Here is a 16,395-nt window from a genome sequence, read left to right on the forward strand (position 1 = left end):
CCTATTACGATTAATTCTTATTAGGAATTCTAACTGGTAATAACACAACCTTACCATTTGATTTATCTACACCAGCTATAATTGTTTTAATTGATTTACCATCCCGCTCTGCATTTTTTATTGCTAACTTAGTTGGATCATTATTAGGTAATTGATCCAAGACTGCATTTATCCATTCACTTGACAATTGGTTTGTTTTGCCTGCCCCTTTCGAACTCACCTGAATTGCCCCATTAGTTTTTATTTGTTTACTATCAATAATGACTACAGAGCCATCTTTGCCTACTAACACATGATCAAAGCCATTATTTGAGCCATATTTTCCTCCTTGTAATGGTTCATAACCTGAACGTTTTGCTAAATCATGAATTAACGACTCTGTTTTTCCACCTTTAATATCACCATTTTTGACAATATCATCGATTAAAGCTTGCTCAGCTTTGCTAGTTGCTTTTATTTCACAACTTGCTCCACAAACTTTGGTGGCATTGATAAATCCTTTATCAGTTGATACAGCGATATTATCAACTTCATTAATTACTCGATTCAAAACAGTGTGATTAACTACTCTATGAACTTGATGCTTCGTAAAAGTAGCAGCTGTTTTCGTTAGCTTAATTCCAACTTTAGCCAAACCCGCTCCACCGGCAAATATTTGTAATAACTTACCGGCTTCTACACCAGCTCTATATGATCCCTCTGCCCCTGCTTTATTATATTCAGCTTTTAAGGTTTCAATTTTATTAAGGCTATCTTGTATAAAAGCATCCCCAAGTTTACCTTCCTCAATCAGCGTCCCAATAGCATCCAATGCCGCAATTGGATTTTTCGCAAACTCAACAAGCCCTTTAGCCGTTTCATAAATTCCTTCAGGAATCGACATCGCTAATCCAGCACTAAAACTCGCATCTTGCCCAACATCCACCGCAGCCCAATAGACATTTACTTTAAATTTACAACTCCAACCATCACAAGCAGCTAATTCTTTCTCTCTTTGAACTTTTTGCCAATCTGAAAGATAGTTATTGGTTACTGTGTTTTCAGCAATCTGTGCATTAATTGCTGCATTACCTATGGTTTCTATGCTATCTGCTTTGCCATTCATTAAGGCTCCGGCAATCCCTCCGGCTAAACTGGCCATACTAATCACACCAGCTTTTTCATCCGGCGTTAAATCAGCTTCTGATTTACCATAAAGGATAGAGGCAATTTGTGGTGCCAGTAATTCAGCCCCCGCTGCACTTATCGCACCATGTGCGGCACTTCCACCATTGACTTGAGCCTCAATCGCTCCCCACACTGCATGAGCAAGCGCATTCGTTACTTTATCATGTGTATTATCCGCAATCAGTTTATTAACCGTTGGTGATAATGTTGCTACTGTTGTTGCTGAAGCACTTTGTCCTGAAAGTACCCCAGTAAATAAAGCCGTTATCGTATCAATTGTACGACGACTGTCCCCTCCATATTCCCATTTACCCTTATCTCTATTAGCCTCCATCAACTTAAATTCAAGTAAACCCAACTCTTCTTTACTCGCATTATTAGCTTTTGCTTTCTCGTATTCAGCTTTTGCTCGTTGTTCAGCAATTTCTGCTTCATTTAATTTATTTGATGTATAAGTGTCTATAGCTGATTTTATATTACTAATCGCTGTAGATATTTGCTGTTGTTCAGCAAGAATAGCTTTCACATCCTTCGTCTGTGCAACTTGCTCGTTAGCTTTTGCAAGGTCTGTATTGATGCCTAAATCTTTTGCTGTAGTGATGGTTGGATTAGTATCTTTATTCAAGATAATAGTCCCTTCCGTCAATGTCGCTCTGGTAACAGAACTGTCACTACTTTGGTCAAACATCGGTAAACCCGGGCTTAAGCCGCCACTGCGTTGACTGTCTATTTTTGTACTATTTTCACTGTTTGGTTTAACCGCTCTGCCCGTTTCATTATCCACCCATTTTTCTTTTGACTCTTTGAGACTTCCGCTAATACTTGCACTCGCCGCACTGCTGCTCGATTCATTTTGAATATCTTCAAAGGTCAGCTTGTTTGTGGCTAATTTGCTGTTTGTTGGGTTAGTGCTGGCAATCGCACCACCTTTCAAATGAACATTTTCCGCATCGATGTGATAACCACCTTCTTCAGCAAAAATTCCTGCTTGTTCATTTACTTGTTTTCGGTCGTTTTCACCTCTTGAGGCATTGCCATAGCCACTTAAGCTCCAGTTATTACCAAACCCAAACTCGACTTCTAAACCACCTCCGCTTGATTTGGTTTTAAAATGTTCCTCATCTTGTAGGCTTTCAATAGTTAGTTTTCCACCCACATTGGCATTTACTGTTTGGCCTTTTACTTGGCTACCAATGATATTAGTATTGCCTTGGCTATTTAGAGTTACAGTTTGTGCATCTAAGTGGCTGGCTTGATAAGTTTTGCTTTTACCGTCATCCTTACCTGTGCTTGCCCCAACTCTCGCATAAACCCCTACGCCGGTTTGAGCACCAACCGTTGCCGCGACACCGGCCTCCACACCAACACTTTGGCTGCGGCCTTTAAATTGGGTATTGCTTTCGCCCGCTTTAATGTTCAACTCATTAGCAGTTAAGGTAATTTTACTATCTTGAATTCGTTTTCCCGTTTCATCGCGTGATGTGAGATCTGTATGGGTTAAGTTAATGTTACCCAGCTTACGTTCACCTTTTTCATTCAGGCTACCGTCACCACGTGCAACAAGATTGATTTCTTTCGCATTAATACGACTACCCTGACTAACATCCGCTAGTCCTTCTTGGCTTTGACGACTATGAGCAACGCCTGTACCGGATTCCACTCGAAGTAAATAGGTATTCGATTTTGGATCTTTCGTCGCCATCTTACTGATGGAGTTATATAGATTATATCCCTGAGCAGCCGCACTCATCGCATTCGCAACCTGCAAGCGATCTGATGCCTTATCATTTTTCACAGCGCCTTCAATAGTGTTAATCAAATCGATAATCGGAGATTTTACTCGACTAAATTGCCCTATTTTTAAATCGCTTTCGCTGTAGCTGTTGTCTTGATGATTGAGCGCATTATTAATGGTGATATTTTGTGCATTGATATCAACCTTCTCTTTAGCCAACACTTCACTTGCCGTTTGTTGATAATTTTTGCCGGCATACACTTCTACATTATTATCGAGACTCGCAAGTTGACTACCTTGATGTGTTACCTGCTCACCATCCTGATTCATTCGGGTGCGGTTATAACCAAAGAAACGTTCAGTATCTGAGATAGCCGCTTCTCCGATACTATGTCCTTTACGTTTCTGAACGCTGTTATCGGTGGTTTCTGCTGTCAGTAATTGCACATTACCCGTATTGGCTTGAAGGATATTTTTACCGGCAGAAACAAATGTTGTCCCTTTCAGCGTAATATCGCCTTCCTCTGCAATCGTTGTACTATTGCCACCAATAGAAATTTGACTTCCTACTTCTTGGCGAAGCAGGGTATCTCCATTTTCGCGTTGTGTATACACTCCGGCGACATATTTGGCTAAACCATCTACTCCCACACCGCGTTGTCGGGATGAAGCATGCTGTGATTGCTCATGTACCGCCACACCAAAATCCACATTTTTAGCTGCAACAAACTGAGCATCACCTTCTGCAGTTATACGCCCCCCCTGAGTGCGAATATCGCCCTCTCTGGCATGGATCTTCATATTACCGCCGGCTTCAAGTGATGTTGTTTTGGCTATTGTTTTTTGATTGTATTTATGCGATTCACTGCGATTGTGGTTAGCATAAGGTTGGATGCCCCGCATCGTTGATTCGATTGAATCAACAACCGCATCGGATGCCCCTAAGGCTTTACCAACAATGCTATTTGTTGCGCCTTGTGCTTCTTTCTGGCGATAATTTTCTTTTGCCCGTGTAGCAGGATCGTACACAAAACCCATTCCGAAACCTGTTGATTTTTGTTTCCGATGATATTCACTATTGTGCTGTTCATTCACTGCATTTAAGTGAACATTTTTACCCGTAAGTAGCATATCGCCACCGGAAGCTAAGTGGGAAGCATCTACATTGACATCCTGGTTAGCATAAATAGATAAATTGCCATTTTGCGCAACTAGCTCGCTACCATTTACACTTTCACTATAACTTGAACCATCATTGTTCAATTTGCCACGTTGATAACCAATCTGCATTACGCCTCCTTTTCCAGAGACATTTAATCCAGATTTTTTCGATGAATAAGAATCTTGCTCCATGACCTTATCACGGCTAGCAGTCACTCTAACTTGATTACCCTGTAAATGAATATCTTGTTCAGCCTGTATTTCAGCTCCTTTCACAGAAACATTGGCGGTTTGAGAAAGAACTTCAACATTTTTCCCCTGCAATCTACTGCCTTCGGCTAGATCATAATCGTGATGATGACGGCTTTCTTCGGTCTCTTTGGTGAATAAACCTTTAGATTTTTGTTTATTACGAGTATCCAATTGTTCAAGGCTGCGACCTTCTTCAATTTGAATATCACCTTTAGATGCAACCATTACCTTATCATCATGGCTTATCACTTCCGCTTGACGAAGTACCGTTTCTTCTTGTCCGACTAAACGCACTCCTTGTTTACCTTCAATCACTGAGCTCACTTCGCTTTCTTGATTTAAGTGATAATGATGATTGTCGCTGAAATTGTAATGCTCTTTATTGGTTTGCTTTTCTGTGGTTACAGAAAGTTTGCCTTTCGCATTAACATCAATCGCGCCTTCTGATTTCAGATTCGCGGCTTTTACCGTAATATCACCACCGCTTTGAACGGATAGCACCCCATCTTTACCGGTGACGGTCAATTCACTTTTACGATCTACTCCGCTATTAGCGGTTTGCGTGCGACCTAGCTGACTTTGGTTTTCAGTTTTCGTTGCTGCAAGTTCAACCGATTTTCCGCCATAAAGTGAAATTTGCTCTGCAGCCGTAATTTTGCCACCGAGGTTCACTAATTTTTGTTCAGCATTCAGATTGACATTATTGGCGAATATAAGACCTTTATTTTGTATATCTTGGCCGTATAAATTCACTAAATTACGCGCAAGCAAGGTTCCCTCGTTATTCATATCCGTAACCGTGCCAACAATACTATCCCCAGAAATTACAGCTCCAGTCGGAGTCACTTGAGCGCGATTCGAAGCTAAATAAATTTTTGGTGTCAAGACATTGAGTTTTTTACCACTCGGTAGGGTGATCTCTTCATTCACCATCCATACTAAGTCGGTAGTCAGTTCTGACATTTGTTGTGCGGTTAGCCCAACTCCCGGCACTAGATTAAATTGTTTTGCATAGTGCACACCGTTATTCATTAGGCCTTTATATTGCTCTAAATCATTTTGATAACCGTCAAGATAACGACGACCGGTCAACTGATTAATTTGCTCGTTAACAAGACGTAATTCATAAAAACCATCCCCCAAACGCTTCAACATATTGTTTGGGTCATAGCGTAAAGCATTGAACATATAATCCGAACTTAACCACTTCTGTTTGTTGGCAAAACGAGGATCAGTTTCCACCACATAACCTTTTGGAGCATCTGGATTAACGTTATAGAGCGATGATTTATCAAGAGATTGCGTGAGACGATTTAACACCACATCACCGGCATTGGCTTTGCTTGCAACATCGTTATTCACAAACTCAGGAGCCATATTTTCTTTATAATCAAATATGCCTAAATCCTTCTCTGTCTCTCGTTGTTTGAAGTAACCGCTAGTATCGCTTTTAGTGGTGTAGTAACGATCGACACATTTTTTAAGCACTCTTCGACAATCCCTTCCTTTGTAGAAAGCGGTTACACGTCCTTTGTCCGTTACAATGGTGCGACCTTTAAACTCTTCATTATTCAATTGCCCCTCAATGATTTTAATTAATCCACCGGCAATCACTTTACTGTCTTGGTTGTCAACATGTGCATCATTAAAATCAATGCCACCGCCACTTAAAATTTTACCTTCCTGATACTCCGGTTTGAGCACCATAGTTTCATTTACTGTGCGGGTATAGCTATATTCGTGCCAGTTATTGCTTTCGATTTTTCCATCTGGAGAATAAATGTGATAAAGGTTTTTGACTTTACGATTTAAACCACCACGACTACTTTTATTATCTTGTTTAACTTTATAAACACCGGAGTCTCTGCCATAGATTGTTGAATTATTGCCGATGCGATACTCAAAAATTGGTGTGGAAGAAGTATCTATATTCTCTGTTTTAAGGAAAAAGTGTTTATTTTCAACACTAGCTGTATTGAAGTTAATAGCATTGCTTTTGGCATTATCGTAAAGATTTAATGCTTCAATGAGACCATTGTAGTTATGCACATAAGTTGATTTTCCGGTTGCTTGATTATTCGCATCAAGCGCTTTCCCCACATAAATTTTGCCTAAACTTAATATGCTACTTTCATTGCGATTTAGAATCTTATCTACGCCAAGATCTAAACGTTCACGCGCGGCGATCACCGCAGATTTTTCACCTTCTTCAAGGTTGTTTAGGTTATCGCCTTGCAAAGCAATATGGTCTCCATAAATACGACCAGTACCAAGGTTATTGATGGTTACCGCTTTTGCAACGGTAACAACCCCATCAATTAATCCTCGGTTAGTTAAAGTATTTGCGGTAACAAGCGTTTCATTACCGCTAATTTCAGCATCTTTGGTATTTTCTACATTAGCAGCCTGAATATTCGCCTTATTACCTACTCGTAGTTGACTGTTATTTTTTAAGTCGCCTTGGGTTTTAAAATCTAAATTACCACCGACTTGGAAGGCATTATTCAGTTCTAATCCATCTTGCAAACGAACAGTTAAATCACCTTTAGTTTTTACAGAACCTTCGTTCTCTAGAGTTTTAGCCGTTAGTTGAATAGATTTACCCGCTTCAATCTCACCCTCTTTGTTATTAACGGTTTTATCGATATTTAAAGTGGTATGCTCATCGGCATAAATACCACCTTGTTGGTTAGAAAGATCATCCGCAGCAATTACGACTTGAGCAGCACGTAGCCCTTGCTCCGTTTTGCCATTCACTTTCGTACCTTTGTTATCAACATGCTTGGCTTTAATAGCAAGCTTATCGGATGCCACGATTAAGGAGCCTTTATCTGACTGTTTGCTGTTATCCACGTTATTAGCATTCAGTTCAACTTGTTTAGCTGCAATCACACCTTGTCGGTTATCTATATCTTGTGCTTTCAGCGTTGCCTGACCTTTCGCATAAACGGTGCCTCGGTTTTCAATTTTCTTTTGACTATTTAACGCGGTATTTTCGCTAGCACTAATATGCCCTTCATTCACAATCCGCCCTTGAGTATCAATCTTCACATCACCCGCAGAAGCACCGATATGGCCGGCATTGCGTACGCCAAGGCCTTGGCCGTTATCCACTAAATGAATTTTCTCGGCGTACATTCCGCCCAATTGGCTAACATCAACGCTGTAAGTAGATTGGTTTTCGGGCGTTGTCGGGGTGTTGGCTGCCGGTTGTTCTCCCACGTACACCACCGAATCATTGGTGCGGTCAACTTTGTTTTTGCCGGTGGTGACTTTAATGCCTTTGTTCGACCAAACACCGCCCTTGATTTCTGCTTTCTCACTGATGATGTCGGTGTAATCCGCTTGGCGGTTATCCATGCCTTTTTCACCCACGGTGACTTTGCCGCCCTGTACACGATAGCCCTTCAGGTTGCCGTTTTCCACTTCAGCCTTACCGGTGGTCAAGGTGGCTCGGCCGGCATTAATCACCCCACAGCCATCACAATGAATGCCATTTGGGTTGGCAATCACAACATCAGCTTTTTTCCCCGCCACTTCCACATAGCCTTTTAAGCGGCTTGGATTAGCCGAGTTCACCTCGTTAAGAATGACTTTAGCTTCGCCACGCGCAAGATTCGGGTTGCCCTGCACCCAGCCGGCCATTTGGGTTTGTGCCGCCTTACGGGCGTTGTTGAGGATGGCGCCCTGCTCGGCCACATCAAATTGTGTATATTGGTTGCGTGAGACCCCGCCCGCACTTGGCGTTTGGATATTGACCTGTGGTAGGCCGTTTGCGGTTTTCAGTACGGTTGGTTGTTGATTGCCCGGCGCCGATTTATCCGCTCGAATCGCCATTTCTTGTGCCTGCGCTTGCGGCATCCAGACAAATCCTAAGGACAACATCAATGCAAACGCCACCCCGGTAAGCGGAGTTTTTCCGAAATTAACACCTAACCAATTGATTTTATTAGAGTTGCTTGAAAAATGCGTTTCTACGCTATCCACCGCCGCTTTGCCTGCGCTTTTGGCCAGTTCGGACACCACCACCAATTGATTTAACACACGGCTGAAGATGACTTTGTATTGACGATTGTTCATAGAGAATCCTTTGTACTGTTTCTTTACAGAAATTGATTAAATTGAGTTATCTAAACTTTAGTCTTTTTTAATATGTTTATTACGCGCCATTAGAAGCGGTAGCTCAGGTTAAACCCGGTGACCACATTGCTGGTGCGGAAGCCTTCCGGCTTTTTCAACGGCACACCAACAAAATAGTCGTAATTGAGTCCCCACAGGTTGCCTCGTAGCCCAATCGCGCCACCGGTCAGGCTATTACCCACCTGTAATTCCTCCTGCGAGGAGCGTACCCGGCCGGTATCCACGGCCATATACAGCTCTTGTCCCCAATTGCCCACATTCCAAGCGAGTTCATTGCGCCATACCCAGCCGCGTTCACCGGAGAGGGTTAATTCCCCATCAAACCCACGTACCGTATAACGTCCTCCGATACTCAGCTTATCCTGCTGTACCAGCGGTGTGCGGTTCCATTGGGCACTCCATTCCGTATTAAAGCGCAATGGTTGGTTAAACAAGCTAAACGGGTAGCTGAAATCAATGTTGGCTGTGATGATTTGCATACGTGAAGTGCCTTCATCAAATTCCTCTTCCGGGGCACGTAAGGCACGATGACCACCAGTACCGCGTTTGTATAAGGCAGATAGCTGCAACACACCGTCATAGATATAGTGGGTATGGCTTAATCCCGCTTCCCAACCGGCGGTACGGCGGCGTTGCACTTCGATTTCAGTATCGTTGATGTAGTTTTGTGATTGACGCGCCCACAAGGCTGCATTGAGATAGGTTTTCGAGCGACTATCGCGCCATAACAAACGGCTTAAATTAGCCTTCATTTGGCGGCTTTCGCCGGAATAGGTATAGGATTCAAAGGCACCGGCGACGGTTTGATGGTAGCGATAACGCGAACCCGATAAGCTCAGCTGATAGTTTTTCCACGGAATGGAATAATACAAGCTAATGTTTTGACTGCCATAATCGCCTTCGGCCTTATCGCTGTGACGTTTGAAACTGCGGGTGCCGCTGATATAGAACATGTCGTTTAAGGTCAACACATTATCCCAAGAAAAGGTGGCTGAGCCCTGCAAACGGCCGGTGGCTTTTGAGCCGGAATCGTCCAAACCGAGGGTGATATGGAAAGGAAAGCGTTGCTTATAACCCACGACAATATCCGTTTCCCCCACGTTTTCACTTGGTACCAATTGAAAATCCGCTTCTGCGCTGGGGACTCGCTTCAAATTTTCCAAGCCTTGCTCAATATCGCGTAGATTCAGCAATTCACCTTCCCGCAATGGCATGGCAAACCACAGAGTACCGCGTGTCGCAAATGGTAGCGCACTCTGGTCTTGTAGTTGAATACGCCCCACTTTGCCCGGAATCACCGTGAGCACTAACATTCCGGAACGCAAATCCTGCGGCTCGACCACCACTCGAGTGGTCACATAACCGTACTCAATCAGACGATTTTGAATGCGTCGTAACAACACATTAATCCCTTGCGAGCCCACACAGGCCGGTAAGGCAAAATCCCGTTCGGCATAAACGGAGGATAACGCCCAAGAAAATTGGCTTGGTTGAATTAATTTAAGAGAAGAGGCTGATGAGTTTTTTTCTTCAGCTTGATAATCGGTGAGCACTAATTGATTAATCGTAAAACATTGCGCCTCGTGCTGCGGAAAACCGGCCTCAGCCAAGGTTTCACCTTGCAAGCGCACATCCGATGCTGTGACCTGCTGGGCAGCAATTGCTGCATTGAGCTGATTTTGTTGCTGTTGTTGACGCTGATTAATCGCATCTTGTTGGGGATCCGAACTGCTTCCCGGTGCGGCAAAAGTGAGGGGAGCTAAAGAGAGAGCAAGACTGCCGCGAATGAGCCATTGCTTAAACATAAATTCTAATTCCTTAAGTCAAAAATTCATCCAAGAGTAAAGAAAAAACTTTGTAAATTCAATAAGTTAAATGTAAATTTAGTGTAAAGAATTGTCTATTTTGTAAAGTTTGTAAGGAACAAATTTACAATTAAATCGGTAAAAATGGCGAATTTTAGGCAAAAAAAAGCCCCTAGAAACTAGGGGCACCAAAAAGGAATTTATGAATAAAATCTCTAAAGTTTAGCTTTATCAAAGGAATCTCGATAAAACGTTGGCGATTATAGAAGCATTTTTTTTCCATTGCAAGCATTTCTTTGCAATTCTTTACAAATCTTTACACTTCTTTACATTTCTTGATCTTGAACAAGATTTATAATCACCTCAACGGCTTTTTCCATGCCCTGCAAGGAAACGAGTTCATGTTTGCTATGAAAATTATAGCCTCCGGTAAAAATATTCGGACAAGCCAAACCTTTTTCCGCTAAAAATGCGCCATCGGTTCCGCCTCGAATCGGTTGGTGATTTGGAGTAGTTCCCGCCTTCCGCATCGCCCGATCCGCTACTTCAATCGCTTGTGGGACTTTTTCTACACAATCATACATATTGCGATAATTGTCGCTGATCTGTAATTCCAATGGTTTTCTCAATTTGTGCTGACGATTAAATTCTGCCGCCCAATTTTGTAAAAAGGCTTTACGTGCATTAAAGGCTTCCGCATCAAAGTCACGAATCAAATAGTGCATTTCTACCCGCTCGACATCGCCACTGAAATAATCCAAATGGAAAAAGCCTTCTTTGCCCTCAGTTAATTCTGGCACTTCTTGCGCCGGTAAGCCTTGTTGGAAAGCGCAGGCTAAAGTCAGTGCATTGACCATTTTTCCTTTGGCAAAGCCCGGATGGATCGCGCGTCCGTGAATAATCACCTTAGCCAAGGCGGCATTAAAATTCTCATATTCCAATTCGCCGACTGCACCTCCGTCAATGGTATAGGCCCAATCGCATGGAAAATCTTCCAGTGGGAAATATTGAATACCTAAGCCTATTTCTTCATCCGGCGTGAAAGCAACACGAATATGGCAATGCGGCAAATTGTCTTTTTGCAGAATTTCCAAGGCGGTCATGATCTCCGCAATCCCCGCTTTATTATCGGCACCTAATAAGGTGTTACCGTCAGCGACAATAAGCGTTTGACCGACTAATTGATGCAAAAACGGATAATAAACCGGACTGATAAATTCTTCGCCAATCCCCAAGGCAATATCTCCACCGCGATAATTTTCAATCACTTCCGCCTGTACATTTTTGCCGGAACATTGCGGTGAGGTATCTAAGTGGGCAATCAGACCGATTGTGCGTTTGAGTTCAGGTCGATTTGCCGGTAAATAGGCGGTGACCACCGCATGCTTGCTGACCTTGACGTCCTGTAAACCCAATGCAAGTAATTCCTGTTGTAGCGCTTCCGCTAACTTCATTTGACCTGCGGAGCTAGGCGAATGCTTGGCTGAAGGTTTTGACTGGGTATCAAAACCAACATAACCAAGAAAACGGCTTAATAGATTATTGTTTTGCATGAAAGTCTCCTTTTTATTGTTGCCCGCTAGTGTAATAGCTATCGGCTACAAGGATTTTGATATATGACAAAAAGAGCCAAAAAGCTGTAGATAATATCTGGTCGAAAGGCGGGGCAAACGCCCTATCGCTTTCTCATGTTTTATCGAAAACCGCACCTAACCCATTGATTTTATTAGATATGATTTAAAAATCAGAAAAAGCGGCTAATGACAGAGCTTTTCTTTTGAAAAAAATTCCGTAAATCACCGATAAGTCCTTTGACTTATTATGAATTCCCGATATTATAAGGACCTTTTAAATCACCCCTGCCCCGCAGGTCGTTTCTACTCAGTACCATTTTTTATTGGTGAAATTTAGGGAGAAAACCAAAGCTAGTGGAAAATACGGTTCAACAAAAGCCTATCATTGAGCTTCGTTCTATTACGAAATCCTACGGTTCTAACACCATCATCAAAGATTTCAATCTCACGATTAACAACGGTGAATTCTTAACCATTCTAGGCCCATCGGGCTGCGGTAAAACTACCGTACTACGCCTATTGGCCGGTTTGGAAGAATTGAATTCCGGCAACATTATTCTTGACGGTGAAGACATCACCAATGTGCCGGCAGAAAAACGCCATGTTAATACGGTATTCCAAAGTTATGCCCTGTTCCCGCATATGACTATTTTTGAAAATGTGGCCTTCGGTTTGCGTATGCAAAAAGTGTCAGAAGCAGAAATCAAACCGCGCGTAATGGATGCCTTGAAAATGGTGCAATTGGAGGAAATGGCGGATCGTAAACCGACCCAACTTTCCGGCGGTCAGCAACAACGTATTGCGATTGCCCGTGCGGTGGTTAATAAACCGAAAGTATTGTTATTGGACGAATCCTTATCGGCACTGGACTACAAATTGCGTAAACAAATGCAATATGAATTAAAACAATTGCAGCGCAAATTGGGCATTACCTTTATTTTCGTTACCCACGACCAAGAAGAAGCGATCACCATGTCCGATCGCATTATTTTGTTACGTAAGGGTAAAATCGAACAAGACGGTTCGCCACGTGAAATTTATGAAGATCCGGCTAACCTCTTCGTAGCCCGCTTTATCGGTGAAATCAACGTTTTTGATGCCACCGTGATCGAGCGTAAAAATGAGAAGGAAGTGTTGGCAAACGTGGAAGGACGGATATGCGATATTTATACCGATATTCCGGTTACTAAGGATCAAAAATTACAGGTGTTGTTACGCCCTGAAGATATCGTGATCGAAGAATTAGATGAAAATGAACACAGTAACGCCATTATTGGCCATATTGTGGATCGTACCTACAAAGGTATGACATTGGAGTCTAGCGTGGAATTCGACCACAACGGCAAACGTGTGTTAGTCAGCGAATTCTTTAACGAAGATGATCCACATATGGATCACAGCGTCGGTCAACGGGTCGGCATCACATGGCACGAAGGTTGGGAGGTTGTACTCAACGATGAAGATAATCAATAATAAATTCCAAAAAGTTACGGTTGCGATTATCTTCGGTTGGTTGATCTTTTTGTACTGATCCCCAACGTTTTAGTGTTGTTGGTCAGTTTCCTCACCCGTGATGGTAGCAACTTTTACGCTCTGCCGTTTAGTTTAGAGAACTACATCAACCTGTTTAATCCGCTCTATGCGCAGGTGGTGTGGAATTCCCTCTATATGTCGGGGATCGCCACCATTATTTGTTTATTGGTTGGTTACCCGTTCGCCTTTATGGTGAGCAAAATCAATCCGAAATACCGGGCACTATTGCTATTTTTAGTGGTATTACCGTTCTGGACTAACTCTCTAATTCGGATTTACGGTATGAAAGTATTCCTTGGCGTAAAAGGCGTGATGAACACCATGCTGATGGATATGGGATTACTCGATGAACCAATCCGTATTTTAAATACGGAAGTCGCAGTGATTATCGGCTTAGTCTATTTGCTATTGCCATTTATGATTCTGCCGCTCTACTCGGCCATTGAAAAATTGGATGGGCGTTTATTAGAAGCGGCCCGTGACTTAGGAGCGAATCCGCTTCAGCGTTTCTTCAAAGTGATTCTGCCACTCACTATGCCGGGCATCGTAGCCGGCTGTTTATTGGTATTATTGCCGGCGATGGGTATGTTCTATGTGGCCGACTTGCTAGGTGGCGCCAAAGTGTTATTGGTGGGTAACGTAATTAAGAGCGAATTCTTAATTTCCCGCAACTGGCCGTTCGGTTCAGCAATTAGTATCGGTTTAACCATTTTAATGGCATTGCTGATCTTTATTTACTACCGAGCCAATAAGTTGTTAAACAAAAAAGTGGAGTTGGAATAATGAGCCGTTTACTACGCAATATTTTTATGTTTGTGGTGTACGCTTATTTGTACATTCCAATCATCATTTTGGTTACCAATTCCTTTAACGCCGACCGTTATGGTTTAAGTTGGAAAGGCTTTAGCTGGAACTGGTATGAACGTTTATTTAACAACGACACCTTAATTCAAGCGGCAATCCATTCCGTGACTATCGCCTTTTTTGCCGCTACCTTAGCAACTATTGTTGGTGGTTTAACGGCAATCGCCCTTTACCGTTACCGTTTCCGCGGTAAACAAGCGGTTAGCGGGATGCTATTTATCGTAATGATGTCACCGGATATCGTAATGGCGGTGTCCTTGTTGGCATTGTTTATGGTTGTCGGAATTTCCTTAGGCTTTTGGTCCTTATTATTGGCACACGTGACCTTCTGTCTGCCTTATGTGACGGTCAGCATTTTCTCCCGTCTCAATGGGTTTGATGCCAGAATGTTGGAAGCGGCTAAAGACTTAGGTGCTAGTGAAGTGACGATTTTACGCAAAATTATCATTCCATTAGCCTTGCCGGCGATTGTTTCCGGTTGGTTATTGAGCTTTACCATTTCCTTAGACGATGTGGTGGTCTCCTCCTTCGTGAGTGGCGTCAGCTACGAAATTCTACCGTTGCGTATTTTCTCCTTGGTGAAAACCGGGGTTACGCCGGAAGTCAACGCTCTCGCAACCATTATGATCGTGCTTTCCTTGGCGTTGGTGATTTTATCTCAGCTAATCACTCGCAAAAATAAGCAGTAAGGTATTAAAAAGGTTTCACAAAACCTAGTGAATACAATAGAATACGCCTCGACGCACAATCGGGGCGTTTTTTTATGCCTAGAATCAATGAAGATTAATCCATAAAGGTTTTAGGCGGTTTTTTTACGACTCTCATTGGAGAACAAGAAATGAAAAAAATTGCAGGATTATTCGCAGTAAGCCTTGTGGCTTTAGCGGTTACCGGCTGTAACGACAAAGAAACCAAAGCGGCTGACAACAATGCGCCGGCTGCTAAGGGTAACGATACCGTTTACCTCTATACGTGGACGGAATATGTACCGGACGGTTTATTGGATGAATTTACCAAAGAAACCGGCATTAAAGTGATCGTTGCCAGCCTTGAATCCAACGAAACCATGTACGCCAAACTCAAAACCCAAGGCGAAGCCGGCGGTTATGATGTGATTGCGCCGTCAAACTACTTCGTTTCTAAAATGGGCCGTGAAGGCATGTTAATGCCATTGGATCATAGCAAATTACCGGTAATGAAAGAGCTTGATCCGGATTGGTTAAACAAACCTTACGACCAAGGCAACAAATATTCCCTACCACAATTGTTAGGCGCACCGGGTATTGCATTCAATACCAATACTTACAAAGGCAGCGACTTCACCGCTTGGGGCGATTTGTGGAAACCGGAATTTGCCAACAAAGTTCAATTGCTGGATGATGCCCGTGAAGTATTCAATATTGCGCTGTTAAAACTTGGCCAAGATCCAAATACCAAAGATCCGGCAATCATCAAACAAGCTTACGAAGAATTATTAAAATTACGTCCGAACGTATTAGCCTTCAATTCAGATAACCCGGCCAACGCCTTTATCTCCGGCGAAGTGGAAGTGGGTCAATTGTGGAATGGTTCCGTGCGTATCGCGAAAAAAGAACAAGCGCCATTAGATATGGTGTTCCCGAAAGAAGGTCCGGTACTTTGGGTAGATACCTTGGCAATTCCAAGTACATCTAAAAATCCGGATGGTGCCCACAAATTGATCAACTATATGTTGGGCAAAAAAGCTGCGGAAAAATTGACCTTGGCAATCGGCTACCCGACTTCCAACTTAGAAGCGAAAAAAGCCTTACCAAAAGAAATTACCGAAGATCCGGCTATCTATCCAACAGCTGAAATTCTTCAAAAAAGCTATTGGCAGGATGATGTAGGTGATGCGATTCAATATTACGAACAGTATTACCAAGAGCTTAAAGCCGCTAAATAATCCCTATAAAACCGCCGTTATCGGCGGTTTTTTTATTTATTATAGTTGCCCTTACAGGCCGAATTTTCGCCTCCCTCCAAACGCCCTGTCAAAAATCAACGTTTTTGCTAAAATTACACCTAAGTGATTGATTTTATTAGCATTGAATAAAAAAACTGTTTTTGCTAATTCGATATCGAACGATGACTTTACGAGTATTAATTTCGCCTTGCCGACAATCCATTCGCCCCGTTAAAATAA

The 16,395-nt window shown here is 42.7% G+C and carries 6 protein-coding genes and 1 pseudogene; 4 read left to right on the forward strand and 3 right to left on the reverse strand.

The window, feature by feature from the left end:
• Positions 1–10: 10 nt before the first annotated feature.
• The 3 genes from CKV74_RS09550 to pepT all read right to left on the reverse strand — a co-directional run bounded on the left by CKV74_RS09550 (position 11) and on the right by pepT (position 11,813).
• Positions 11–8,395 carry a two-partner secretion domain-containing protein gene (locus CKV74_RS09550; RefSeq protein WP_231897296.1) on the reverse strand — a complete coding sequence of 2,795 codons (8,385 nt, stop codon included), beginning with the start codon at positions 8,393–8,395 and terminating at the stop codon, positions 11–13.
• Between the two features lie 89 nt (positions 8,396–8,484).
• Positions 8,485–10,260, reverse strand: coding sequence for a ShlB/FhaC/HecB family hemolysin secretion/activation protein (locus tag CKV74_RS09555; protein ID WP_095177081.1), 1,776 nt, complete (start codon positions 10,258–10,260; stop codon positions 8,485–8,487).
• Between the two features lie 326 nt (positions 10,261–10,586).
• The gene (gene pepT, locus CKV74_RS09560) at positions 10,587–11,813 is read right to left on the reverse strand and encodes a peptidase T (RefSeq protein WP_007243278.1); all 1,227 of its coding nucleotides are present in this window, start codon (positions 11,811–11,813) and stop codon (positions 10,587–10,589) included.
• A 375-nt stretch (positions 11,814–12,188) separates the two neighbouring features.
• On the opposite strand from pepT, the gene potA reads away from it, so the two are divergent.
• The 4 genes and pseudogenes from potA to CKV74_RS09580 all read left to right on the forward strand — a co-directional run bounded on the left by potA (position 12,189) and on the right by CKV74_RS09580 (position 16,155).
• Positions 12,189–13,307 carry a spermidine/putrescine ABC transporter ATP-binding protein PotA gene (gene potA, locus CKV74_RS09565; protein ID WP_007243337.1) on the forward strand — a complete coding sequence of 373 codons (1,119 nt, stop codon included), beginning with the start codon at positions 12,189–12,191 and terminating at the stop codon, positions 13,305–13,307.
• Positions 13,291–14,150: pseudogene (gene potB, locus CKV74_RS09570) on the forward strand (spermidine/putrescine ABC transporter permease PotB). The gene potA and the pseudogene potB overlap by 17 nt, the downstream one beginning before the upstream one ends.
• Positions 14,150–14,920, forward strand: a complete 771-nt coding sequence (potC, locus tag CKV74_RS09575) for a spermidine/putrescine ABC transporter permease PotC (RefSeq protein ID WP_007243294.1) — start codon at positions 14,150–14,152, stop codon at positions 14,918–14,920. Before potB ends, potC begins: the two are co-directional and overlap by 1 nt.
• Positions 14,921–15,069: 149 nt before the next feature.
• Positions 15,070–16,155 (forward strand): extracellular solute-binding protein, encoded by a 1,086-nt coding sequence (locus tag CKV74_RS09580; RefSeq protein WP_007243354.1) that lies wholly within the window; start codon positions 15,070–15,072, stop codon positions 16,153–16,155.
• The last annotated feature ends 240 nt before the right edge of the window (positions 16,156–16,395 follow it).

It is taken from the genome of Haemophilus pittmaniae (assembly GCF_900186995.1).
Taxonomy (GTDB): Bacteria; Pseudomonadota; Gammaproteobacteria; order Enterobacterales; family Pasteurellaceae; genus Haemophilus_D; species Haemophilus_D pittmaniae.